The organism is Nostoc sp., from assembly GCF_036917535.1.
GTDB lineage: Bacteria > Cyanobacteriota > Cyanobacteriia > Cyanobacteriales > Nostocaceae > Nostoc.
This window is the reverse complement of record NZ_JBALDA010000061.1, coordinates 38,467-65,239: the sequence shown is the minus strand read 5'-3', so window position 1 is coordinate 65,239 and position 26,773 is coordinate 38,467. Positions and strand designations below refer to the sequence as shown.

Annotated in this window: 16 protein-coding genes; 7 read left to right on the top strand and 9 right to left on the bottom strand. The window is 40.7% G+C overall.

The window, feature by feature from the left end; genetic code table 11:
- Window position 1 precedes the first annotated feature (1 nt).
- Complete coding sequence (locus V7K56_RS19880) at window positions 2-3,622, top strand: hybrid sensor histidine kinase/response regulator (RefSeq protein ID WP_334912785.1); 3,621 nt, start codon at window positions 2-4, stop codon at window positions 3,620-3,622.
- A gap of 10 nt (window positions 3,623-3,632) precedes the next feature.
- Here the strand turns inward: V7K56_RS19880 and V7K56_RS19875 are convergent, their stop codons facing one another.
- The 6 genes from V7K56_RS19875 to V7K56_RS19850 all read right to left on the bottom strand — a co-directional run bounded on the left by V7K56_RS19875 (window position 3,633) and on the right by V7K56_RS19850 (window position 11,759).
- A complete protein-coding gene (locus tag V7K56_RS19875) occupies window positions 3,633-4,340 on the bottom strand; it encodes a Uma2 family endonuclease (protein WP_334912783.1) in 708 nt (235 codons plus the stop codon).
- 54 nt (window positions 4,341-4,394) lie between these two features.
- Window positions 4,395-5,288 (bottom strand): ABC transporter permease, encoded by an 894-nt coding sequence (locus tag V7K56_RS19870; protein WP_334912781.1) that lies wholly within the window; start codon window positions 5,286-5,288, stop codon window positions 4,395-4,397.
- Window positions 5,289-5,392: 104 nt separating this feature from the next.
- Window positions 5,393-6,478, bottom strand: a complete 1,086-nt coding sequence (locus V7K56_RS19865) for an ABC transporter substrate-binding protein (RefSeq protein WP_334912779.1) — start codon at window positions 6,476-6,478, stop codon at window positions 5,393-5,395.
- A 531-nt stretch (window positions 6,479-7,009) separates the two neighbouring features.
- Entirely contained in the window at window positions 7,010-9,586 is a 2,577-nt protein-coding gene (locus V7K56_RS19860) for a polynucleotide kinase-phosphatase (RefSeq protein ID WP_334912777.1), read from the bottom strand.
- Window positions 9,586-10,380 (bottom strand): HEAT repeat domain-containing protein, encoded by a 795-nt coding sequence (locus V7K56_RS19855; protein ID WP_334912775.1) that lies wholly within the window; start codon window positions 10,378-10,380, stop codon window positions 9,586-9,588. The genes V7K56_RS19860 and V7K56_RS19855 overlap by 1 nt, the downstream gene beginning before the upstream one ends.
- Window positions 10,377-11,759 carry a 3' terminal RNA ribose 2'-O-methyltransferase Hen1 gene (locus V7K56_RS19850; protein WP_334912773.1) on the bottom strand — a complete coding sequence of 461 codons (1,383 nt, stop codon included), beginning with the start codon at window positions 11,757-11,759 and terminating at the stop codon, window positions 10,377-10,379. The genes V7K56_RS19855 and V7K56_RS19850 overlap by 4 nt, the downstream gene beginning before the upstream one ends.
- A 189-nt stretch (window positions 11,760-11,948) precedes the next feature.
- On the opposite strand from V7K56_RS19850, the gene V7K56_RS19845 reads away from it, so the two are divergent.
- The gene (locus V7K56_RS19845) at window positions 11,949-17,831 is read left to right on the top strand and encodes an AAA family ATPase (protein ID WP_334912771.1); all 5,883 of its coding nucleotides are present in this window, start codon (window positions 11,949-11,951) and stop codon (window positions 17,829-17,831) included.
- 227 nt (window positions 17,832-18,058) lie between these two features.
- Here the strand turns inward: V7K56_RS19845 and V7K56_RS19840 are convergent, their stop codons facing one another.
- The gene (locus tag V7K56_RS19840) at window positions 18,059-19,186 is read right to left on the bottom strand and encodes an ABC transporter ATP-binding protein (protein ID WP_334912769.1); all 1,128 of its coding nucleotides are present in this window, start codon (window positions 19,184-19,186) and stop codon (window positions 18,059-18,061) included.
- Between the two features lie 308 nt (window positions 19,187-19,494).
- On the opposite strand from V7K56_RS19840, the gene mrdA reads away from it, so the two are divergent.
- Together mrdA and V7K56_RS19830 are read left to right on the top strand one after the other, a co-directional pair.
- Window positions 19,495-21,342, top strand: a complete 1,848-nt coding sequence (gene mrdA / locus V7K56_RS19835) for a penicillin-binding protein 2 (protein ID WP_334912767.1) — start codon at window positions 19,495-19,497, stop codon at window positions 21,340-21,342.
- Between the two features lie 37 nt (window positions 21,343-21,379).
- Window positions 21,380-22,429, top strand: a complete 1,050-nt coding sequence (locus tag V7K56_RS19830) for a serine hydrolase domain-containing protein (RefSeq protein WP_334912765.1) — start codon at window positions 21,380-21,382, stop codon at window positions 22,427-22,429.
- A gap of 132 nt (window positions 22,430-22,561) precedes the next feature.
- Here the strand turns inward: V7K56_RS19830 and V7K56_RS19825 are convergent, their stop codons facing one another.
- A complete protein-coding gene (locus V7K56_RS19825; protein WP_334912764.1) occupies window positions 22,562-23,365 on the bottom strand; it encodes a M15 family metallopeptidase in 804 nt (267 codons plus the stop codon).
- Window positions 23,366-23,467: 102 nt separating this feature from the next.
- On the opposite strand from V7K56_RS19825, the gene V7K56_RS19820 reads away from it, so the two are divergent.
- The 3 genes from V7K56_RS19820 to V7K56_RS19810 all read left to right on the top strand — a co-directional run bounded on the left by V7K56_RS19820 (window position 23,468) and on the right by V7K56_RS19810 (window position 25,136).
- The gene (locus V7K56_RS19820; RefSeq protein WP_334912870.1) at window positions 23,468-24,385 is read left to right on the top strand and encodes an AEC family transporter; all 918 of its coding nucleotides are present in this window, start codon (window positions 23,468-23,470) and stop codon (window positions 24,383-24,385) included.
- A 171-nt stretch (window positions 24,386-24,556) separates the two neighbouring features.
- Window positions 24,557-24,916 (top strand): DUF6972 family protein, encoded by a 360-nt coding sequence (locus V7K56_RS19815; RefSeq protein WP_334912762.1) that lies wholly within the window; start codon window positions 24,557-24,559, stop codon window positions 24,914-24,916.
- Entirely contained in the window at window positions 24,879-25,136 is a 258-nt protein-coding gene (locus tag V7K56_RS19810; protein ID WP_334912760.1) for a hypothetical protein, read from the top strand. The genes V7K56_RS19815 and V7K56_RS19810 overlap by 38 nt, the downstream gene beginning before the upstream one ends.
- A 217-nt stretch (window positions 25,137-25,353) precedes the next feature.
- On the opposite strand, the gene V7K56_RS19805 is transcribed toward V7K56_RS19810, so the two are convergent.
- Window positions 25,354-26,772 (bottom strand): DUF3370 domain-containing protein, encoded by a 1,419-nt coding sequence (locus V7K56_RS19805; RefSeq protein WP_334912758.1) that lies wholly within the window; start codon window positions 26,770-26,772, stop codon window positions 25,354-25,356.
- Window position 26,773: the final 1 nt, after the last annotated feature.

Genomic DNA, 26,773 nt, shown 5'->3' with positions numbered 1-26,773 from the left:
TATGATTACAGATAACGAAATTCGTGAACAAGGGTACATCTACTTTCTAGTTGAAGCCCCAGAATTAGTCCAAATTATTGAACAAGAACTATTTAGCTTATCGCAAGATTATAATATTGCTAAAATTCACAATTTAATGCGGGCTACTCATACACTCAAAGGTGGTGCAGCTAACGTTGGGCTAGAATTAATTCAGATGATATCCCATTTTTTAGAAGATGTATTTAAGGCTTTATACAATCCAAAAGTGATAATTGATGCAGAATTACAAACACTTTTATTACAAGCTTATGAGTGTTTGAGCATAGCATTAAACACTGAGCTAATCGGCAGTACTATTAATGATGAAGAATTGCTTCATAGAGCAACTTCAGTTTTTGCACAGTTGCAAGAAAAACTGGGTGATGCATTTGGTGCTGAATCTCATATTCCTACTTCTGAAGAATTGGGATTTGATATTGTACAATCTGTTTTTGAAGTAGGAGTAGAACAACGTCTCAATAGTATTGCTGATGTTGTTAATAATCCACCCAATAGTGAAGAATTTATTGAGTTTTTACACTCTCAAGCTGAAGTGTTTCTTGGCTTGGCAGAATCTCTCAATTTACCTGGATTGGGAGAAATTTCCCAAATGATTCTCTTAGCGTTACAAGCAAATCCCAGTCAGGTGCAGCAAATTGCAGAAATTGCCCTTGCAGATTTACAACAAGCAAAAAAATTAGTATTAGAAGGCGATCGCACATCTGGTGGAGAACCTTCTTCTGGTTTGCGAAAACTCACAATAGTGAAAAATAATGAGTTATATGAAGAATTACAAAATGATTTATCTGCTAGCAAATTGATAATTAACGAAGAACAATTTTATCATTTTCTTACTACGTCTGATCACAATAAAAGCGAATGTGTAAAACCAACAACTGCAAAATTTTATTTAAAAGTAATTCGCTATATTTTTGGCTGGTTTAATCACCAGATGCTAATACCAGAGGCAGAACTCACTTTAACTTTACTAGTTCCCAGATTAGAAAGCAAAAGTCTGCTTAATTATATCGATAACTGGCTAAAAGACTTTCTTTATTTTGTTCAAGATGAAGAAGATAATCAAGGTATTTGTATTTATCGACATGGAATTATCTTAATCATCTTATTCGCAGTTGCAAAGTTTCAATATTCTCTGAAAGCATCTGATAGCTACCTCTCAGAAATTAAGATATTACAAAACAAAATTTACAAATTAGCAAAAGAATATAAAAGTTATCCTCCTGTTACTAACGAAGAAAAAAATTGGCTTGATAGTCCCAATTTACAAAAACTATTAGTGATTAAAGAGATTGAATCTTCTCAATCAACTGATAACTTACTAGAAGTAATATGGGGGGAAGAAGCTAGCCAGAACCTTGTTGTTGAAGTCATAACAACCCAAACTGATGATTATTTAAAAGAGCTTGATTCATTAACTGTCAGTGAGCAGGTAGTTGTAGACGTTCCGGAAACAGCTATTGAAGTCATATCTGATATAGCTACACAAATCAACAAAGAAATAGAAGATAAATCACAGTATGTTCAAACTAAAAACTTTCGCCAACCTTCATTTATTCGGGTAGATACAGAGAGACTGCAACATCTCAATTATCTAGCAGGAGAATTGCTGATTTACCAAAAACGGCGTAGTTTGCAAGACGAACAAGTCAAAGAAATAATTGAGCAATTAATACACCAACTAACTAGACACCAAACAACTTTAAATGAGTTACGCGAGCTGCCTTTACAAATACAAAATATTACCTCACAACAAACGCAAAGTTTTGCAGTGGATTTTGACTCTCTAGAAATGGATGTATATACAGAATTTCACATGACATTGCATGAAGCAATAGAAGAGACGCTGCAACTACAAGAAACCACAGAGTCTCTTGACTTGCTTCTGACACAAGCTACTCAAATTAGTGATAAACAAGAGAATTTAACTCTTAATATTATAGATAGCTTAGTCGAAGCACGAATGTCGCCTTTAGGTAATATTCTGAATCGCTTTCCCCACATGGTAAATAAGTTGGCGAATGTTCATGCTAAACTTGTAAAATTGAAACTTACTGGTACTGAAGTACTAGTAGATAAAGCGATCGCCCAAAAGCTCTACGATCCCTTGTTACACTTAGTACGTAATGCTTTTGATCATGGTATTGAAGCTCCGCAGGTTCGCCGAGAGCTTGGTAAACCAGAAGAAGGTTTAATCGAAATCTGCGCTTATCATCAGGGTAGCCAAACTGTTATCGAAGTTCGAGATGATGGTCAGGGATTGAATTTAGATAAAATTCGCAAAAAAGCTGCTGAACTTTATCCTATACAAACTGAAGAAAAAACTAGAAGTTATGCTTATAATATGGCTGAAGCTGAACTTTTAGATTTGATATTTTCGCCTGGATTTACTACTGCAAATAAAGTAAGTGAAATTTCTGGGCGCGGCATGGGTTTAGATATTGTGCGGACTCAGATGCACGCACTCAACGGCTCGATTTCACTTCAATTCTTACCCAACCAAGGAACAATATTCATACTCAAAATCCCTTTTTCTATGACTACAGAAAAGTTAATGCTAGTTCAAGCCAAAGGTGTTGTTTATGGTATGATGTTAGATAGTATCGAAAAAATCTTGATTCCCTCTGAACAACAGATTAAAGAAATTGAAGGGAAAAAAGTCTTGTATTTGAATACAGATAATGATGAAACTATAGTCAGCCTTCGTCAACTTTCAAAGTTGATTAATTATAATGGTTCATTCATTAATAGTGAGACTCCATACAACACATCAAATACTCACGACCCAAGCATAGCGAAAAATCCGGTGATTTTGCTACAGCGAAATCAGGGAAAAGTTGCCTTAGAAGTTGACCAAATAATTGGCGAACAAGAACTGGTAATCAGACCTTTAGGAAATGCGATCGCACCGCCAAAATACATTTATGGTTGTAGTAATTTAGCTAATGGTAATCTCATCTTAGTAATTGATGCTTTGTTGCTGGTAAAATCTAGCGAAATCCAACAAACAACACTTGATATCAGGGCACTACCAGTAGCTTCTTCATCAAATAAAAAAGCCTTGCCGATATCAGGGCATACTTTTTCATCTACACCATTACTTGCGGCATCGACTTCTACAACAACTATAGAAACCCAACCCAGTTATTCTCAAGAGTCAGATCATAAATCACCAAAACTTGTTTTAGTAGTAGATGACGCAATTAGTCTCCGACAAACTCTCTCTCTGACTCTACAAAAATCTGGCTATCAAGTAATACAAGCTCAAAATGGTGTAGAAGCTTTAGAAAAATTACAGTTACATCCCGAAATTAAAGTAGTAGTCTCCGATTTAGAGATGCCACGAATGAATGGTTTTGAGTTGTTGAGCAATTTCCGTCAATACACCAATTTAGCAAAAATACCTGTAGTGATTCTTACTTCTCGTAGCGCTGAAAAACACCGCCAACTTGCTAAAGAATTGGGTGCAAAAGCTTACTTAACCAAGCCTTTTTTAGAACATGAGTTTATCTCTAAAATTAAAGAGTTAATTAACAGTAATGCAGATGATTTAGATGGTTTAATCCTAGTGAAAAATAATTAAGAATTTGTGATTACGAATTATCGGGTAGATTACTTGGATCTACACCTAGAGAACGTAAATATTCGGCTAATTGTTCAGCCTTTTGCCGTTCTTGTTGTGCCTGTTCTGCATCTGTCAAATAGCGGTTTCCTTGCTCGTCATACCAACATAAAAACTCCTGTTGTATGCCGCCAATTACAGCTTGATGTCGCCCAATACCTAACCCCACTTCTGGCATCAAATAGGGTTCACCTATTTGTAGTTGGTAGTTTCCATCAATTAACTTATACACTTCCAAGGGTTGATGTTGATCGCGTCGCCAAAACTCAGGATTATAAATTACGTAGTACAATACACCGAGTTTTCTATATATATTTAGCTTTTCGTCATATTCACCTCCTGGAGTATGGGATACTATTTCTAATGTGAATATTGGAACTATCTCATTTTCTTCCCAAACTGCATAACTTTTGCGTGATTTGCCACCCTTTTTCCGTTCTACTCCCAGACTTAAAAAAGCATCTGGGACTACAGGTACTCTAGGATTTAGTCCTGTAGTGTGATACACTCCCATATCTACTCCGAAATACCAATCTATGCGATTTGCCCAAATGGAGTTAAGTAAGAAAAGTAAAATGTTGGGCAAAAAGTTTTGGTCTTCGTTATCCACTGGTATATCGTCTGAACAAGGAAGTTCGTCAGTAGTTGGTAACGCATTTTTGAGATCGGGTGAGAGCATAACCTTTGTCTCGTTGGCGTTTGATACCTTTATTATAAATAAGTGACCAAAAGTTTAACGTTTGGGTTCAGCTTCCCCAAACTTAATCAAAAATGCGATCGCAATACTAACAAGTAAAATTAACGTCATACTCAAAGCTGAACCAAATCCCCAATTTTGGGTTGCTCCAAGAAACTGATTATAAACTAACCGCGCCGCCGTCATACTAGAAGCGCCACCGAGTAATTCTGGATCAACAAAATCTCCCAAGCCGGTGATGAATACAAGCATAGAAGCAGCCGCAATTCCCGGAAAAGTTTGCGGTACGGTTACTTGGAAAAAAGTTTCTACTGGATTTGCACCTAAATCAGCCGCGGCTTCTAGCAACCGCTTGTCTAGCTTTTCGAGAGAAGCATATAAAATCAAAACCATATAAGGTAATAAGCTGTAACTCATGCCAATCAATACAGCTTGACTATTATTAAGTAATTCCCAAGTAGGCAAGCCTAAATTACTGAGTAAACTATTTAATAAACCAGTAGGACGAAGAATTGTAATCCAAGCATAAGAACGGAGTAACGAAGAAGTCCACAAAGGTAAAACAAAACCTAATAACAGCAAATTTCGCCAACGCTGCGGCGCTATCTGAGCAATCCAATAAGCGACGGGGAAGCCCAAAATTAAACAAATTATTGTAGTGCCAAATGCAAAAAATAGCGATCGCCCAACTACTTGTACGTAAAGAGAGTCAAATATTCGGATATAATTTTTGAATCCGTTGGGATTGACTAAATCTCCCGGTCGGATGTCTGCAACTAAACTTAACTCAAAAATTATCAAAGTTGGCAGCACCAACAAAAGTAATAACCAAATCCCAGATGGTGCAAGCAATACCAAAGGCTGAAGCCAATTTTTGACGGGGCGCTGCAATTCTTCTATTTTAGAAATTTCATTTTTTGGAAAATTCATCACTTATAACTCTGTCAATTTGAGATTTTGAGTCGCACCTTTGGTGCGCTTCCAGCGCAACTTGGATTTGGGATTGAATTAAAAATCTCAAATCCAAAATTTATTTAGCTGCTAGTTAATTGAGTCCAATAACGATCGTAAACTTCTTCAAATTTTCCTACAGGTGTAACACGTTCACAATTTTTTAACAGGGACTCTGGCGGAAACAAATTAGCGTTGTTTTGGATTGTTTTTGGCAATTGCTCAAATCCGGCGTTATTCGGGGTAGAAATATTCAGGCGTTGTGTGAGTTGGGCTGCTATTTCTGGTTGCAAAATCATGTTAATCCAAGCATAGGCTCCAGCTTGGTTCGGGGCTGTTTTGGGAATTACAATAGTGTCTGTCCATAATGAAGAACCACTACGAGGAATCACATATTTGAGTTTAGGGTTTTCTTGAGAGATTTTCACTGCATCTGCTGAATAACACATTGCCAATAATAAATCTCCTGCGAGAATTTGATTTTGCCAAGCGTCAGTGTCAAAACGGGCGATCGCAGGTTTTAGCACCTTCAATTTTTCATAAGCTTGTTTGATTTCTTGTTCATTTTTTGAGTTGTAAGAATAACCGAGCATTCGTAAGGTTGCACCCATAACTTCTCGAACATCATTGAGCAAGGTCATTCGCTGATTAAGTTGCTCTTGATTTTGCCAAAGGTAATCCCAGTCTTGTGGTACATCTTTGATTTTTTCAGAATTGTAAAGTAAACCTGTTGTCCCCCAGTTAAAAGGGATACTGTAGCGGTTATTGGGGTCATAACTAGGATTTTGAAACCGGGGAAATAAATTCTCTAGACCGATTAAGCGAGCGTGATTTATTTCTGTTAACAAACCTTTATCTACCATCTTCTGCACCATGTAATCAGATGGGTTGATGATGCTGTAAGCGCCACCGCCTCCAGCTTGCAATTTAGCCAGCATCACATCATTGGAATCATACACATCCGCTAGCACTTTCATGCCAGTTTGGGCGCTAAAAGTTTTTAATAACTGGTTGTCAGTATATTGCGTCCAGGTAAAGATATAAAGTTGGTCACGCTGACTATTAGTATTAGAATTAGCACGTACTTCAGCCAGCCTCCAGCCACAACCACCTAAAGATAAGCTAGAAAGTGCTGCCACCCCTTTTAAAAATTGGCGTCTGTTAGTCATTAAGTTAATAGTTAATCATCTTTTGTATTGTTGGCGATTGATTCTAAATATGCCTTTAATTGGAGTGCCCATAGGTAGTTTAAAGATTAACTTAAGTGTATCTATCTGTGCAACTGTTAATAAGTTACAGGTGTCAGCTAGTGTTATGCACGGTTCTTAATCAAGGTTGAGTTATAAAAATTAACAAAGCGATCGCTCGTCAAATTATTAAGTAAACCCAGGGTGGCAAGCTGAACTGCACTTCTGTACTAGCAAAAATCACAAAGTTTGTCCTTACCTTAGAGGTTGTTTGAAAAGGGTTGGCTTGAGCCTCAAGTATGACTCAGGGGTACACTCTCAAATCCCAAAACTCCGATTCTCTGGTAGCAGTTTCTTGGTAGCCAGGGTAGTGAAACATACGCTTGAGACTTTTCAAACATCCTCTTAGCAGTTAAAACTGTGACCGGAGTTTTGGATTCATAACTGTAGAGAGGAATCATACAAATGTCTAATTGGCAAAACTTGATTTTCTTTAACTCTAAACTTCAAAATTTAAAGTCGTGGATCGACGGGTTCGCTTTCCAATGCCAGAATACTGAAAACACATTCATGTACGCGGCGCAGAGGGGTATGGGCGACAAATCGCTCTAATGCTTCAACACCCAAAGCAAACTCGCGCATAGCCAGAGAACGTTTGTGAGATAACCCACGTTGGCGCAGACGTTGCAGATTCTCTGGGGTTGAATATTCAGGACCATAGATAATCCGCAGATATTCTTGTCCACGACATTTCACCGCAGGCTGAACAATGCTACGATTACCTCGAACAATAAAGTCCATAGGCTTGACAACCATACCTTCACCCCCAGCTTTGGTAAGTTTTTCCCACCAATAAACCCCCTCTGCTTGACTGCTGGGGTCAGTCAAATCTATTACTTTATAGGCAGTAGCTAGGAGCAAGGCAGGGTCTTGTTGGCAGATTCTGGCAATTTGCTCTATATGCCAGCGATGGTCTTTATCGATATGGACAGCTTTTTCTGTTGCCAGGATATGAAAAGGGGCTAACTTTAATCCAGAAATATCAGTGACAGACCAGCAGTATTGGCGGTAGGCACTGACGTACTGATGTGCCATATCTGCTCGTTGTTGGTAATGATTGAGTTGGGTGTTAATATCTACGCCGCGATCGCTTGCTTGTTGTAAACAGCTAACAGCATCATTGAGGGCAAGGCGTGATGCCAGGCCAACAGGTGCATACTGTTCTCGTAGTAGTCCCTGTGCTTTGGCTGACCACGGCATCAATTCACAGTCTAAACACACCCAGTCGGTTTGAAATTCTGACCAAAACCCCCTCTGGGAGAGGGCAAGATTCAGCCGTGCCAAAAATTCTGTCTCTAATCCTAAATCATCGAAAAACCTCCGTCCTGTGCGCGTATAGCAGATACCAATTCCCTCATTTACTACACCAAATCGTTTCTCGGCAGCTGCTAAATCTCGGCAAATAATCACAACCGCCCGCGAACCCATGTGTTTTTCTTCGCATACGACTTGTGTAACTCCCGCATTTTGGTAGTAGGCAAAAGCTTCGGCTGGATGTTCCAAAAATCCCGGCAATAAGGATGTTCCTACGGGGGACATCGTAGGGGGTAAATAAATCAGCCATTTGGGATTGGTGGCAAAACGGCTCATCACTTCTAAAGCAGCGATCGCATTTTCTTCCCGAATGGTAATGTTGGACTGAAGTCGGGTGTTAACGATCCGCTTACCCACAACGTCCTCAATGTACAAAACATCATCCAATTCCTGTTGGGATGTGCGTGTTGCGGTGTTTTGTAGCAAAGGTTTCACAGGTTCACAGTAGACGCGGGCAGCAGAAATGCTTACCAGTTCCTTTTCTGGATAGCGGAGAGCGGTGAGTTTGCCGCCAAAGACGCAGCCTGTATCTATATCAATAGTGTTATTTAGCCATTCTGCTTCTGGCACGGGGGTATGTCCATAGACCACCATCGCTTCACCGCGATACTCACCTGCCCAGTTGTAGCGGACGGGTAAGCCAAATTCATCAATCTCGCCAGTGCTTTCGCCATAAAGAGCAAATTCGCGCACAGCACCAGACCCTCGTCCTTGCATTTCCTGTTTCATCCCAGCGTGAGCCACCACTAACCGCCCATCATCTAAGAGGTAATGACTAATTAAGGAATCGAGAAACTTTTGCAGTTCTTTGGTGAAAGGTTCGCGCACCTCATCGGGTAAAGCCTCAATCTCAGTCAAAGTTTGCTCTAACCCATGATTAATCCGAACATTTTTACCCCGTAGTTTCCGCAATAGTTTGTTTTCATGATTACCAGGAACACAAAAAGCCGTACCTGCGGCAACCATGTTTTGTACTAGCTTGACTGTATCCAGGATACGCGGCCCTCTGTCCACTAAATCACCAAGAAACACAGCCCTGCGTCCTTCGGGATGGTGGTAGGTTGGGTAGTCCCAAGGTGGAGCAGAGGGAAATGAGGAGATTTGATAGCCTAGCTGTTGAAGTAATGCTTCGAGTTCATCACAACAGCCGTGAATATCCCCAATAATGTCAAAGGGGCCGTGTTCGTGTTTGAGGTTGTTCCAAAGGGGTTGGCGTTCGATTTCAATGGATTCAATTGCTTCTAAAGAGTTGAGAGTGTAGACATAGCGAAAGCCTTCCTTTTCTAAACCCCGCAGAGAACGCCGCAACATTTGACTATGGCGACGCACTACATGGGGGCCAAAGGAGCGATCGCTTCTTTGTTGATTACGTTCGTGGCATAATTCTTCTGGGAGGTCGAGGACGATGGCGATCGCAAAGCAGTGATACTGCCGTGCCATTTGCAGTAGGGGTTTGCGGTCTTCCATCTGCACGTTGGTAGCATCAATTACTGTTAGTTTACCTGCTGCTAGCCGCTTATCAGCAATGAAGCGCAGCACCTCAAAGGCATCTTTAGTAGCAGACTGGCTATTTTCCTCATTTGACACCAACCCGCGACAAAAGTCGGAAGACAGCACCTCAAAAGGTTGAAAGTGCTTATGAGCAAAGGTCGATTTACCGGAACCAGAAGCACCGATAAGGACAATTAAGGATAGTTCAGGAATAGTCAGCTTCATTAAGTTTGCTCCTGGCAATTATTTATAGCTCTTTCTAGCAAGTCATCATTTTTAGTCCACCACTGTTTTAATTGCATCAAAGCTGGATAAAGTCTTGAATCGGCGAATTCTTCTGCTGCTTCAACGGCAACTACACCAACATAGTCAGACAATAATTCTTCTATCAATCTAGTTAATATTCGTGAGTCTTTTCTTTTGGCTAAACCAACTAATGCTTCTCCATAAATTTCATAGTTTTCATCTGTATTTTCATTAATAAAACGCTGATAAAGTGCTTCTCGAATAGCTGTTGTATCAGTTTCAATTTGCGAACCTAATCCAAAAGTTGCCCAATTTCGCACTTCATAATCTTGATCTGAAGACAATTCAATGAGAGTGCTGATTGCTAATTCATCTTCATATCCCAAAAGACCAAAAACAACTCCATAACGTACAGATGAGCTGGGGTAGCTTTTCAGTCGAATTAATGGGGCGATCGCTCTAGGATCGTGCAGATGTCCTAGTGCAATTCCAATTGAGTTAAGGACATCAGCATTTTGCTCATATTCCAGCAATCTGATTAAAATCATTAAAGACTGATCGGGAAAAGTCCGATGGGGTATTCCAAGCTGACCTAATATATCAGCGCCTAATTGTCTTTCTCGTGGGTTTTGACTGTTGCACAACTCTGCCGCAGCAGCAAAAACTTCCTGATTGCCGCGAAAGTGCAAAATTCCAACTACATCGTCATTTTCTTCCTTGAGAGCCAGTTCTATCAGTTCTTGGGTAGACCGAGAGTCACTTTGCCAGTTCATCTTCTAAACACCGCCATTTGTGTGGGTGAACCGACTTCTGAATCTTCCGTCCCTATAGGTTGAAATTCCACAGTGTAGCCAAAGCCTTCTGCTACTTGGTTTGCCCAGTTTTGAAACTGCGATCGCGTCCATTCAAAGCGGTGGTCTTGATGCCGCAGTTTTCCCGCCGGGAGGTTCTCAAATTTGATATTGTATTCAATATTGGGTGTTGTTACTACCACCGTTTTAGGTTGGGCAAACTCGAACAAAACTCGCTCAAACGCTCCCAGTCGCGGCAAATCAAGATGCTCAATCACCTCAATTACTGTCGCCGCATCGTAGCCACTAAAGCGTTTATCCTGGTAAGTGAGTGCGCCTTGAATCAGTTGTATGCGTTCCCACTGGTTGCGCGGCAGGTGCAGACGGTCTAATCTTTCTTGGGCAACTTCTAGTGCCCTGTAGGAAACATCGACACCTGTAATCTGTTCAAAAAAGCCGTCTTTGAGAAGTATTTTCAGCAGATTGCCTTGACCACAACCTAAATCAATCACCCGCCTTGCATTGCTTCGTTTTAGAGCCGCAATCACCGCATCCAAGCGCTGCTGATTCAGACTAATCGGCTTTTCTACCGCCGCTTCTTCTTTGGCATGACTTTCTTCAACGCTATCGACATCGGCATTGTCTTCTTCTACTAGTTGAGCTAAAGCTAGACGAGTTAAACGTTGCTGTCGTTTCAGGTAACGTCTGGTAATTTGTTCTCGCGCTGGATGGCTAGTTAACCAGCCTTCACCATGCCGTAGTAACTTTTCGATTTCTTCATCGCCTACCCAGTAATGCTTATCGTCATCCAACACCGGAATTAGGACGTAGAGATGACTTAACAAATCACTTAAAGGTAAAGTATGCTGAAGTTCGATGGTAAAGTAATGGCTCTGACCCCAATCAGGGAATTTTTCATCTAAAATATGACCTGCGGCACTGACACTATAGCCCAACGGTTCAAACAATTGCCGCAGAAACTCTTCACCACCGCGACAAGGTAAAACCGACAGTTTTGCTATCAAAGGAATAGGCGTTTGCGCTAATTCTGGTAAGTCTTTGCAGCGACCTCCTAAAGCCGTGCTAAACACCTGAGCGATCGCTACACTCAAAAAAGAAGAAGCAACATAAGGGCGATCGCTGACATACTGTTCTAGCCTTGCACCGCGTCCCCGCACCAACTTCACAGGATCGACATCTAACAACAACGCCGCCGTACATCGCTCTATACTAGCTTCTGGGTAGAAGATGTGCGCCTTTCCAAAACTTAGGGCAAAGGACTGACAACGGTCTGGGTGTTTATGCAACAAATAGCCTAACTCCGTTGCTGGGGAGTGTGTCGTTGTGATTGTCAGTAGCATTTATTTACTTGTAAAAAGGTTTAGGGTAAAGAAATAATTAATAAATATCAAGGATAACTCGGATTTCTCACAAGTGAGAGATCCGGGCTTAGTACCAAAGACTAATGATTAAATTTTTGCTCTTGTTTATAAACAACTTCACTATATATCTGGGAACACTATATCGAGAAGTCTTAAAGATTTAGCAGTATGGTTAGTACGATAGTCAATATTCCCGGATATAAAGTAACCGAAGAACTCTATAACGGTTCTAGAACTCTGGTTTATCGAGGGTATCGAGAGACTGACTTATTACCTGTAGTGATTAAACTGCTGAAAAATCCTTATCCGAGTTTCAGCGAACTCTTGTTGTTTCGGAATCAGTACACCATCGCTAAAAATCTCAACTCACCTCTAATCACCCAAACCTATAGCCTAGAACCGTATCAAAATGGCTATGCGTTGGTAATGGAAGATTTTGGGGGGATTTCTCTCAAGGATTGGGGATTAGGGAATAGAGAGTGGAAAGTTGGGCGAAACCTAGAATCCTTGATGGAGTTTTTAGAAATAGCGATCGCACTGTGCAACACCTTAGATATATTGTATCGCGATCGGATTATTCATAAAGATATTAAACCTGCCAATATTTTAATTAATCCAGAAACCAAACAAGTTAAATTAATTGACTTCAGTATTGCCTCCCTACTACCACGGGAAACTCAAACACTGATGAATCCCAATGTCTTAGAAGGGACACTTGGTTATATTTCTCCTGAACAAACAGGAAGAATGAATCGAGGGATTGACTACCGGACTGATTTCTATTCTTTAGGTGTAACTTTTTATGAACTACTTACGGGTGAGTTACCGTTCCATTCAAACGATTCGATGGAGTTGGTACATTGTCATCTAGCAAAACTTCCATTATCCCTTCGGGAAGTTAAAAGTGAAGAGATTCCGCAAGTATTGTCAGATATTGTAATGAAATTGATGGCAAAAAATGCTGAAGACCGCTATCAGAGTGCATTGGGACTGAAATTTGATTTAGAAATTTGTTTATCTCAACTCCAAGAAACTGGTGAAATTAAGCATTTCCCAATTGCTCAACGGGATGTGTGCGATCGCTTTATTATTCCTGATAAACTTTATGGCCGAGAAACAGAAGTAGAAACTCTACTGCAAGCATTTGAGCGCGTTAGTACAGGTGCGGCAGAAATGATGCTGGTAGCTGGTTTTTCGGGTATTGGTAAAACCGTTGTAGTTAACGAAGTTCATAAACCAATCGTCAAAAAACGCGGTTATTTTATCAAAGGGAAATACGATCAATTTCAACGAAATATTCCTTTTAGTGCTTTTGTGCAAGCCTTCCGCGATTTAATGGGGCAATTATTAACAGAAAGCGATGCTCAAATCCAGCAATTTAAAACCAAGATTTTAGCAGCTGTAGGTGATAATGGACAGGTAATTATTGAAGTCATTCCTGAATTAGAAAGAATTATTGGTCAACAACCACCTGCTATAGAATTATCAGGAACTGCCGCCCAAAATCGATTTAATTTATTATTTCATAAATTTACCCAAGTCTTTACCAGTGAAAAACATCCATTAGTGATGTTTTTAGATGATTTGCAATGGGCAGATTCAGCATCATTGATGTTAATACAGTTATTAATGGCTGATACAAAACATCTTTTCTTAATTGGTGCTTATCGTGATAACGAAGTAAACCCAGCACATCCATTAATGTTGACTCTGAACGATATTCAAAAAACAGCAGCCACAATTAATACGATTACTTTAGTGCCTCTGAGTCAATGGCAAGTGAATCAATTAGTTGCTGAGACACTTAAATGTACAAAAGATTTGGTATTACCTGTTTCTCAATTGGTATTTCAGAAAACTCAAGGTAATCCGTTTTTTGCTATACAGTTTCTCAAGGCATTACACCAAGATGGATTAATTAAATTTAACTACCCGCCTCTGTCCCACGCCAGTTGCTACAACGGGGGAGACCCCCGCAACGTACTGGCTCCCCTTAGTAAGGGGGGAAGTGAAGGGGGGTGGCAATGTGCTCTCACCCAAATAAATCAGCAAGCGGTAACAGATGATGTTGTTAAGTTCATGGTATTTCAATTACGAAGACTACCTCAATCAACTCAAAATGTGTTGCAGTTAGCCGCTTGCATTGGTAATCAATTTGATTTAGCAACTTTGGCGATTGTTTGGGAGTCATCAGAAATTGAAACAGCTGCTAGTTTATGGAAAGCTTTACAAGAAGGGTTAATTTTACCAATTAGTGATGTTTATAAGTTTTATCAGGGAGAGGATAATGATAGATTTGTGCAGTCAAATGAGAATACTAGTAAACAAATAGCCAAATATAGATTTTTACATGACAGAGTTCAGCAAGCGGCTTATTCCCTGATTCCAGACGACCAAAAGCAAGCAACCCATCTCAAGATTGGACAGTTGCTTCAGCAAAACTCTTCAGAAATAGAACGAGAAGAAAAACTGTTTGATATTGTCGGGCATTTAAACTTAGGAATTAAGTTAATCACTCAACCAAGTGTTCGCGAAGGATTAGCGCAATTAAATTTAAAGACCGGACGCAGGGCAAGAAATTCTACAGCATACAGTGCAGCAAAGGTGTATCTGCAAACCGGGATTGAGCTACTACAGACAAACTGCTGGCACAATCAGTATGAATTGACCCTAAACCTCTATGTTGCGGCTACTGAAACTGCCTATTTGAATGGCGAATTCCAGACGATGGAACATCTAGCAGCACAGGTGTTGCAAGCAGCACAGACAATTTTAGACAAAATTAAAATTTATGATTTAAAGATTCAATATTTGGCGACACAAAACCGATTGGCAAATTCCCTAGAATTAGGTTTGCAAATTCTAGATGAATTAGATGTTCAGATTGCCAGTCCAGAATCGGTAAAAAAAGGTGTAAAATTACCTATACTTTCTCAGATTGAAAGTATGGAAGAAATGACCAATTCCTATAAAATTGCAGCAATGCAAATGTTGATCAGTGTTCTGCCAGCAGTATTTTTGACTACGAACAGATTTGGAGAATTTGTACTCACACTGATTAACCTGTCCTTAAAATTTGGCAGGTCAGAACTTGCTTGTTATGCCTATGCTGCTTACGGTTGGCTCAAGTGTGGTCAAGGAGAGATCAAAGATGGGTATCATGCTGGGAAAATTGCGTTAAAACTCCTAGAAATTTATGATAGTCGGGAGTTTAAGTGTAAAGTTCATCTCCTCTTTGCAGCCCATATACAGTATTGGAACGAACATTTAAAAAATACAATACCATCATTATTAGAAGCATTAAAAGATGGATTAGATAATGGTGATATTGAATATGCCGGCTATGCCACAATGCATTTATGTCATCATCCCTTATGGGTAGGTGAATACTTACCAGAAGTTCATCGAAAACAAGAGAAGTACATTCAGATTTCTGGTAAAGAAATCGCACAGGAGTTTAGCAGTGAATTAGGTAATATTTGGAAACAGTTCACGGACAATTTACTGGATTTAGGAAAAGACCTAGTAAGTTTGAACGGTGAGAGTTTTAATGAACAAAAGAGACTACCTCAACTAATCCACGACAACAATCATAATTCTCTGGTTGCAGTTTATGTATCGAAATTAATTCTTCACTATCTTCATGGTGAATATAGTCAAGCTCTCGAAAATGGGAATTTAGCATACCCGCATACCTTGGAAATTCCTGGTGTATTTTCAGTGTTTATACACAATTTCTTTTGGTCATTGTCATTATTGAAATGTTGCGAAATTGTTGATATAAATACACAAAATAATTACTTTCAGCAGATAGAATATAATCAGCAAAACCTCCGCCTTTGGGCAGATTGCGCTCCGATAAACTTTCTGCACAAATTTCATTTGGTAGAAGCAGAACGCCACCGAGTAATAGGTAATAAAACTGAAGCAATAGATTTGTACGATCGCGCCATCTCCCTCGCCAAGGAAAATGAATACATCAACGAGGAAGCACTTAGCAATGAACTGGCTGCTAAATTCTATCTGGAATGGGGTAAAGAAAGAGTTGCTCAAGCATATATGCAAGAAGCATACTACTGTTACGCTCGTTGGGGTGCAAAAGCCAAAATACAAGACCTAGAAAAACGCTATCCCCAGCTACTCCAATCCATTCTGCAACAGCAACGAATCAACCTCAACCCCCTAGAAACTATTAGCTTTCGTAGCATTTCTTCATCTACTCGCACTTCTACCACTGATAGCACCAGTATTTCCGATGCACTAGATTTTACCTCTGTCCTCAAAGCTGCTCAAGCTATTTCCAGTACTCTAGAATTAGATCGACTCATTGTCAGCTTGAGCCAGATTATTCTAGAAAACTCTGGTGCAAAAAAAGCTGTACTAATTCTTCCCCAAGATGATACTTGGCAAGTTAGGGCAATTACTTTTATCAATCATGAAGCAAATTCCCATAATATCCAAACTATTCTTGAATCACAATTAATTGACACTTGTCAAGATATTCCTGTAAAAATTATTCATTACGTTAAAAATACTCAACAAACAGTTGTTATAGACAATTGCAAAACAGATATTATTGGGTTGATTGGGGAATATATGCACCGAACACAACCCCAAAGTGTATTATGTACCCCGATTATTAATCAAGGGCATTTAGTAGGGATTCTTTACCTAGAAAATAAACTGACGCAAGGGGTATTTACTAGCGATCGCCTTTCTATTATAAATTTCCTCTGCACTCAAGCCGCGATTTCTTTGGAAAATGCCCAATTATATAATCATCTTCAGGAGCGAGGAAAGTTCCTTAGCAGTATTTATGAAGGTGTTGGCTGTCTAATCTTTGTGACTGATATTCGAGATAATGGTAGGCTTGAGTACACAGGATGGAGTAAATCTTGCGAATTAGCAGTTGGTATACCTGCTTCCCAAGCACTCGGTAAAACTCCGCAAGAAGTAATAGGTGCTAATGAAGGTGCAGCAGTAGAGCAAAAATATCTGCATTCTTTCCAAACCGGAATACCCGTCACTTATGAAGAATGTCTAATATTTAATGACCAGAAAACTTGGTGGTTAACCACGCTCAGTCCATTAAAAGATGAGACGGGCAAAGTTTATCGCATAGTCGGGACAACTATTAATATTAGCGATCGCAAACAAGCTGAATCAGCGGTTACAGAAAAATCTCAAGCACTCGGAACAGCCTTAGAAGATTTACAACAAGCCCAATTACAAATTGTTCAAAATGAGAAAATGTCTGCACTGGGTAATTTAGTTGCTGGGGTAGCCCATGAAATGAATAATCCTTTGGGCTTTATTGCTGCAAGTCTCAAACAAGCTAAACCTACTATTGCTGATGTTGTGCAACACTTGAAACTTTATCAAGAAAGTTTACTTAATCCGGGTGCTGAAATTATTGACCATGCAGAAGAAATTGACTTAGATTATAGTTTAGAAGATTTACCCAAGGCAATAGATTCAATGGTAATGGCGTGCGATCGCCTCAAAAATATTAGCACTAGTTTAAGAACTTTCTCCCGTACCGATCAAGATTACAAAGTGCCATTTCAAATTCATGAAGGGATTGAAAGTACGATTTTAATTCTCAAGCATCGCCTCAAAGCCAATGAGCAACGTCCAGCAATTGAAGTAATAACTGATTATGGTAGTTTGCCCCAAGTTGAATGTTTTCCTGGACAATTAAACCAGGTATTTATGAATATCTTAGCGAATGCCATTGATGCCTTAGATGAGTCGAATACTGGGCGAAATTTTGCAGAAATCAAAAAAAATACTAACAAAATTACAATTCAAACCTCATTGAAAGATAATCAGGTGGAAATAACTATTGCTGATAATGCTAGAGGGATAAATGAAGAAGTAAAACAAAAGATATTTGATCATTTATTTACTACAAAATCTGTGGGAAAAGGAACGGGTTTAGGATTAGCGATCGCCCGTCAAATTGTTGTGGAAAAACACGGGGGTTCAATACACTGCAACTCTTCCCCAGGAAAAGGTACAGAGTTTGTGATTGCAATTCCAGCGCGGTAATAAACAGTGCTGAGTAGACCAACTTTAGCCAAGAAGATTCTCTCACGCTACTTGCTCATCGGCGTGTATCGTTCGCGCAGGAAAGGCGTTTTTTCTACCAGACGCTACACGTTGGCGGAAGCCTCTTGCAGAGAAGGCGGTTTGAGAAATAAAGTAAATCGGAGTTGAATGCCTGACTTTTGACTTTTGCCTGGCGGTACTGGTTTGTTACCGCGTATGACCATTAACTATTGACTAATAGCTAAACAATCAGTTTCTGCCCACCAGGCGTAAATAGGTGTGTCACGGTCAGGTAAAGTACCAAAAGTATTAGGTTGCAACACATTAATACTAATGCCATTTGTTAATTCCATAACATAATTAACGTGTGTGCCCAAATACATAACGTTGACAAGCCGTCCTTCAAAGCAATTAACTGGCAAATTGGGTGGATAAAGCGAAAGCTGTATTTTTTCTGGACGCACACTCACTACAACAGCTTGTGATAATTCAGATGGTGTATCTTCAGCGCGGCTAATAACAATTGAGAGTCCCATTTTTGTTGAGATTTTAATACTAGAGGAGTCTACCGCAACGATTTCACCACTAAATAAATTAGTATCACCAATAAAATCAGCAACAAAGGATGTGCAAGGACGTTCGTAAATTTGGCTGGGAGTGCCAACTTGTTCAATTTTGCCTTGATTCATCACGGCAATGCGATCGCTCAAAGACAATGCTTCTTCTTGGTCGTGTGTCACCATCACAAAGGTTAACCCTAAGTCTTTGTGTAAATTTGATAACTCAACCTGCATTTCCTTACGTAGTTTTAAATCTAACGCCCCTAGAGGTTCATCCAGTAAGACAACGGTAGGATGGTTGACTAAAGCCCTTGCTAAAGCGACTCGCTGCTGTTGACCACCAGAAAGTTGACTGGGAAAGCGCGATCGCAAACTTTCCATTTTCACAAGTTTTAAAGCTTGTTCGACTCTAGCTTCAATTTTCGATTTGGGTATTTTTTTTAACCGCAGTCCAAAGGCAATGTTATTCCAGACATTCAGGTGATTAAATAGAGCGTAACTTTGAAATACAGTATTGACGGGTCGGCGGTAAGGAGGCACATTAGTCATGGACTGACCCTGAATAAACACCTTACCAGCGTCAGCAATTTCAAATCCAGCAATTAAGCGTAGTGTTGTTGTTTTACCACAACCGGAGGGGCCTAAAATACTAAAAAATTCTCCTTGTCTGACATCCAAATCAATGCCATTTACTGCTGGTTCTTGGTTAAAAAACTTGAAAACGTTACGCAGTTCAACATCAAGTGGCTGAAAACTTTTTATCCCCCTTTGATTTTGCATGACAATTTGAGCCATAATCCTTAGTAGAATGCCGCGATCTTACATTATTTTGTCAATTGCTCTAGTCTTTTGGGCAGACTATATTTGACACTTTGGTTTATTGTATCCGCCAAAAACAATTGTTCAAGAATATACTCGCCTGATTATTTCATACTCAGTAATAAAATAGAAATTTAGTAAATTTTTATACTTGATGTATTATTTAAATAATCTGTGATTAAGTTAACATGTCTTAAAATTGCATATTAGCAATTACTAAAAGGCTGGCTGGAATTGCATTTATTCATTTTGAATTTTGAATTTTGAATTTTGAATTGATACCTATGTCTTTATTCCCATTACTTGGCAACAAAAAAGATACACGTACAGTTGGACGTGGTTTCCAATCAATATTTTTAATCGTATTTACCCTATTAATGACCACTGGGATTGAGGTTCGTTTGGCTTACTTGCAAATAGTTGAAGGACCAAAACTCCGAGAACGAGCCGAAGCAAACCGAATTCGGATGATTCCCAAACAACCAGAACGGGGCAATATTTTTGACCGGAATGGCAAACTTTTAGCCAGTACTCGCTATCCTAGCTCTGTATACTTGTGGCCGATGGCACATACTAAGCCTTCCTGGTCTGTAGTCGGCCCGCGTCTAGCACAAATTCTCAACATTCCCCAAGATGAGATGGAAAAGAAATTAGAACAAGCAGGTGCTAATTCTTCTTCACTCATCCGGGTTGCTCGCGATTTAAATGAAGCAGAAATCACGGCATTAAAAGAGTATAAAAATGAACTTCCAGAAGTGGAAATAAATACAGATTCTGTACGTTATTATCCCCACGGCAAGGAATTAGCGCACGTATTAGGTTATACGCGGGAATTGACTGCCGAGCAGTTAAAGGGCAAAAAGGAGGAAGGCTACCGACTGGGAGATGTAATCGGCCAGATGGGCGTGGAAAAGGCTTATGAGAAAGCTCTACGGGGCGAATGGGGTGGTCAGCAGGTAGAAGTGGATGGTGCGGGTAGACCAATCCGGGTTATCGGAGAGAAACAGGCAAAAGCTGGTAATGATTTGCACCTAACTATAGATTTAGATGTGCAAAAGGCAGCCGAAAAAGCTTTGGGAAATCACCGAGGTGCGATCGCAGCACTCGATCCGAATAATGGTGCTGTTTTAGCGTTGGTATCTTATCCCACTTTTGACCCGAATATCTTCTCTAAACAAAAACTCTCTCAGAAAGATTGGGAAAGCGTGCAAGGTAAAGATCATCCCTTGGTTAATCGTGCCCTGAGTGCCTTTCCGCCCGCCAGTACTTTCAAAATTGTTACTACAACAGCTGGACTTGAATCAGGTGAATTTTCTCCTGATTCAATACTACAAACCTTTGGTTCTCTTACCGTGGGTGGGGTGACATTTGGTGAGTGGAACCACGCTGGATTTGGGCCATTAGGATTTCCAAGAGCGATCGCTATGAGTAGTGATACTTTCTTCTATCAAGTTGGTAGAAAAGTTGGTGGCCCAACTTTAATCAAATGGAGTCGCAAATACGGGTTTGGTCAAAGAACTGGTATTGAATTTCGTGATGAAGAATCAATAGGCTTGGTTCCAGATGAAACATGGAAGCAGAAAGTTTTGAAAACGCCTTGGACTGTTGGCGATACGATTAATATGTCCATTGGTCAAGGCGCTTTGCAAGTGACACCTCTGCAATCGGCGATTATGTTTTCTGTTCCTGCTAATGGCGGGTATCGAGTTCAGCCACATTTGCTTAAAGATAACGAAGAAGCAAAAAGTTGGCGAGAATCCTTAAATATGAAGCCGACAACTATCAAAGTTCTCCGCGACGGACTGCGGAAGGTGGTGAGTGAAGGCACTGGTAAGCGCTTGGACGTGCCGACAATTGCCCCAGCGTCCGGGAAGAGTGGCACAGCCGAAGCTGGTGTTGGTCGCCCAAATCATACATGGTTTGGTGCTTATGCCCCCAGTAATAAACCAGAAATTGTGGTTGTGGCCTTTGGGGAAAATACTGGCGAACATGGCGGTACTATTTGCGGCCCGATGGTTTTACAAGTACTAGAAGCTTATTTTCAGCACAAATATCCAGGTAAGTATCAAAAACCTCAGCCTGACCCATCAGAAGCTAAAACTCAAAGTTCAGGACATGGCACTGGAGACTAGAAGAAGGCAGGGGGAAGGAGGCAGGAGGTTGGAAATCGTGATTGATGACTATATTCGAGCTGCAATGACTAAAAACCAGATTCCTGGACTTTCTGTTGCAGTGGTGCAGTCAGGTGAACCTGTTTTAGTTAAGGGCTATGGACTGGCGAATATTGAACACTCTGTTTTAGCGACTGAACATACAGTTTATGAAATTGCCTCTGTAGGTAAAACTTTCACCGCTACAGCCATAATGATGCTGGTGGAACAAGGGATAATTTCGTTAGAAGATGCGATCGCAAACTATCTCGATTGTCTACCCCTAACATGGCAAAATGTCACAATCGGGCATATTTTGTCTCATCAGTCTGGAATTCCCAGCTATACCGATGCCCCAAACTATTGGGAAATTACCCATCTTGATTTATCTAAATCTGAAATTTTGGCTTTAGTTACTCACCTACCCCTCAAGTTTCAACCGGGTGAGTTTAGCGCCTATGACAACACAGGCTACTATTTACTGGGTTTGCTCCTAGAAAAGGTAACTGGACAATCTTATGGAGATTTGTTACAAGAGCGCATTTTTGCTCCTTTGGGAATGAATGCAACCGTGATGAATAATCCCAGTGATATAGTGCCAAACCGGGCTGCTGGCTATCGGTTGACAAACAGCAAACTCGTTAACAAACCTTACTACAGTCCTTCTGTTACCTATTCGGCTGGAGGTCAACTTTCCAGTGTAGAAGATATGGTGAAGTGGGAACAGGCACTTTGTGGTGCAACTCTGTTAAAACAATCAACCCTGGATTTGATGTGGACTCCTCATCCTCCAAATCAGGGTGATGATTGGGAAAAGTTAAGATATGTTGCAGGTTTAGGCTGGTGGGTATTCAATTATGGCGATCGCCGAGTAGTTGGTCATAATGGTTCAATATTAGGATTTGCAAGTAACATTACCCGCTTTATTGATGACAAAATTACCGTGATTTTACTTTGCAATTTAGATAAAATTTCTCGACCAGATGCGATCACTAAGAAAATTGCTGAATACTATTGTCCAGTTCTTACAGAACTAGTTCTTCAGCCTCCATTAGCACAGAGAGAGTAAAACTAATTACTTCTGATCGAATTATTTTGACCAAAACAGACTTATGATACAAGTCCCTAAATTTATGAGGATAAGAATTTTGAATTTTGAATTTTGAATTTTGAATTCCCCAAAGGGGCTGACTGCTGTCTTTTATGGCGATATCTTAGCGGGTTTCAAGTTTCTGGCTTTGTAAAACATTTCTAAACTATCGCGATCGCCTACAAAACGCCAGTGCCAAGGTTCATAACTTACACCTTGAACATTATTTTTGGGAAAAGACATTTCAAAGCTAAAACGCGCTGCATTTGCTTGCAGCCATCGATAAGCCTTGGTATTGTCAAAGTTAATTTGGAGATTAGTTGCTGGTACTGCTCCGTCTCCAACATCCACAGCATAGCCTGTGTGATGTTCACTATGACCAGGAGGAGCGCTGAGAGCAGCTCGTACTGCTGGCGTTTGATTTCGCTGTGCGCCGACAGCAAAAAACAACTGCTCCTGGTCTTTGATGGAGCGAAAGCCAGAAATCGGCACTAAAATTATACCTGAACCCCGCGCTGCTGCTACCATCTCCTCAAACTTTTGGGCAGCAGCTTTTCGCATTCTAATGCCCCTATTTGCGGAGATGGTTACTAGTTCTGACTCAGGGGCTTCTGGGTATGGAAAATGCCCTAACACAGTATCGCTGGAATTATTAGATGCTGTTGGAGTTGTAGGAATAGAAGTAGCTGGTAAAAGTTGAGAATCGGCAGTTTTTTTGGATGCTCTGACGAAAAACAAAAAACCGCTAATTAAAGCCAGCAAGACAAATCCTGCAATTCCCCCAATAAAGATAATTCGGGGTTGCAACCAAATTTTAGGTGCTGCAACAGGGGTATCGCGTACAGCCACTGGAATATCATCGTCAAGGTCATTCGATGAGTTTTGCGGTTTTCCAGAAAACCCTGCCTTATTCAAAGGTAAACTCCTGTTTTTGTGGAATAGCCATAACAGATTTTGCACTGGACAAAAGTAAACGTAACAGGTAGCATTTTACATCTGTGGTTCTTAGGCACAACCTTGACAAACCTTTTAGAACTATACGTCAAGCTGGGAGGATTAGTCCTAGTAGGTTTTATTCTGGGACGCAAACTACCTGTAACAGTTCCTACACGTTTAGGACAGTTTCTTTTTTGGGTGGGAGTACCCATAAGCATAGTATCGTTTTTGCGTCAATCTAGCTTGTCGGGGCAAATTTGGATTGCACCTGCGCTCGCTTACCTGGCCATTTTACTAGGAGCATTTTTAGCTTGGTTAGGGATTAAAGCACAAGCCTATTTTAAAAAGACTGTTCCTCAACCACCAACTCAAGCTAGCTTGATATTAGCTGCAATGTTGGGTAATACTGGTTATCTTGGTTTTCCTATTACCTTAGCAATGGTAGGCAAGGAATACTTTGCTTGGGCGCTATTTTACGATTTGCTAGGTTCATTCCCAGGAACTTATGCCCTGGGTGTGTTGCTAGCAGCTAGTTTTGGTGGCAGTATCCAGAATTATTGGCAGATTACTAGGGCGATTTTAATTAATCCTGCGCTGTGGGGTTTCGGATTTGGCTTGCTGTTTCGGCAGGTGACAATTCCCACAGTTGCGGAATTCTGGTTAGAAAAATTTGCTTGGAGTAGTGTAACTTTATCCCTGGTGTTAATTGGAATGCGACTGGCGCTGCTCAAATCTTGGCGTAGCTTACCACAAGTAGGGATAAGCTTAGGAATCAAAATGCTGCTAGTTCCCTTGATATTGGGTAGCATCTTACCCCTATTTGGATTAACTGGAGCAATTGCAAAAATAATCGTCCTACAAATGGCCATGCCTCCAGCTTTCGCCACACTGGTAATTGCTGAGACATTCAATCTTGATCGCGATCTGGCAGTTACTGCCTTAGCTGCTGGGGCTATAGTATTGTTGGTTACTCTCCCGGTTTGGCTGTGGCTGTTTTGATTTGGGATTTATGCACTGTGATGCAATCTTTAAGGACGTAGGAGGCAGCTATGCTATCTTGCTGGAGGGAAGAGGTAGAAACTCTTTATATCTGATCATTATCTTGCCAGTTATAAGCACAAGCGATCGCTTACAATAGCGATTTTGATATAGTGTGGGATCGCCCAACCTATGAGCGGAATTGACCGAGATATCACCCTAGATCCCCGACCAAGCTTAATTGATCGCCATTTGCCTAATACCCCTCAAGTCCAACGACTGCTGCACAGAGAAGGCAGAGCGCACATATATAATGATCGCGAAACCCTAGAACGAGTCACACAAGCTATTATTGCAGGGGGAGAGCGAACTGGAATAGATGATGAAGAGGACGATTACGAACGATATGGACTCTACTTTTCAGAGCCTATCGGTTACATAATTAAAGCAGATGGGAGCCAAATCCCACTTTACTACGGTGAGATCAAAATCGTGAAGACAACAGGTGAGTATCATGCAATCCCACGCACCAGACCTCGCAGAACAAGCTAAAACCTGGAAGTTTCTAGAACTGTGGGTTGATCCAGTTCTTTTTCCACCTAAGATTCTCATGTTAGTTGGCGATCAAGATGGCACTTGTCGTATTTTTAACCCTGCATCTGACTATAAACTTATAGTCACTCACTCTAACTATCAAGCCGCCCAAGAATGGCTTCTTGAAGATGAATATGAACGAGTCAAGGGGCAACTTTTGGCTAAAGAAGTTCTTTAATCATGGGCGAATGGTACTAAGAAAACTCGAAAAACTTATGAGTTAAGCCGTTTGCAATTGTTTGCGTAATTCATGCCGGGGTTTTGTCGGCACAGCGATACCTACGGCGGCAAGCTACGCAGCAAGATTAAAAGCTTGATGGACAAAGCTCTTGACTCGCCAAGTCAGCGTCTACGCAATTAAGCAAAAATTCTTGACAGTGCTGAAGAAATATCTCTCACTTTTCTAAAGTTCTTACACTCAGTACTTGCGGTGGTGTTGAATCTGGCGGATAAATCACATCTACTAGTACTATCCGCTTAGTCGAAGGTGGAAGTACAAGCTGCACCAATGGTTCTAATACCTGACCAGTTCTGTGCCATAGATGTATGTAGCGCGTCTTTTGTTGACCTTGGTCATCGAAATAGCGTAGCCGCACTGTACCACGGAAGAAAGGAAAATCTAGGGATGGTTTGCGGAAACGCACACCACCTTGGGATAATTTATCTTCCTTCAAAGGTGTTTCCAAAGTAACAGTCACAGTCTGGTTTTGGTTGGTATTGTTGTTTAAGGGTAAGGTGAGTTTATATTCCACCCCATAATTGCCATGTGCTTCGTATGCCGTATCGGGATAACGTACCAGCATTTTGGCTGTTTGGATTTGTTGAGTGCCCAATCGACCACTTACCAATGTGTCTAAAGCATAGGAAATAGCTTTGCCACGCTGGGGAATAGTCAGATTTGTGGTTTGGGGATTATCCACCAACTTTGCTCGCCACTCGGAACCACTAGACACACCAGCTACACGTCCATAAATCAGTGCGCCACTGGTAGCATTTGGAAGACTAGGGGTTTTATCTCGCGGACCGGCGAAGTTCCTGGTATCTAGTAAAGCTTGCCATTCTGCAAGAGTCGGTGGGCGTTCTGTATTATCAGAATTTTTCTTGGCAAACATTGCTAAACTTGCTGCATAAACTTGATCGCTACTACGCAGCCGCATAAAGGTAGAGCGACCATTCACCGGCTTTTCTAGATTTCGTACAGGAATCGGATGATTTAGCAACATCTGGCTTTGTCCTGGGGGAATTATCAGCTTTGCCTGAATATCAGCTTGTCGAACACCTCGGAGTACATCACCAACAGCGCGATCGCCTGGCCCTGAGTAAGCCTTACCATCGTTATTTTCTATGTAAGGGGGTAAGGTGACAAAGGGTGCATCCTGCATCAAATAACTCGCTGCTTGCAATACATCTACTGTTACAGGTTTTTTACCAGGGTTATGCACAATTACACCCAGGTATAGGGTTTGTAAATTCTTAGGAGTGTGGGTGTAGTGGTGGGCAAATAAGTCAAAGCGCCCCTGAAAGGGAAAATTGAGGTGCGCTGCTGGAAATTTTTTCCGATTTGCAGGAAAGGTAGAAAGTAAAATACCCTCAGTTTTAATCCATTCTGGGCTATTGCTGTTAAAAACGGGTATTGTATTCAACTTGCCTGGTAAAGCCAGAACTTCTCCTGATTGCACGATTTCTTGGGGTGCTGGCTGAGATGAAGTTTGAGCGATCGCTAAATTATCTTTATGAGTTGTGCATCGAAAGGTTTGAGTTATGGCAAGTCCTAATATAAGTATGAATACAGATGATGGTAATTTAACTAGCATA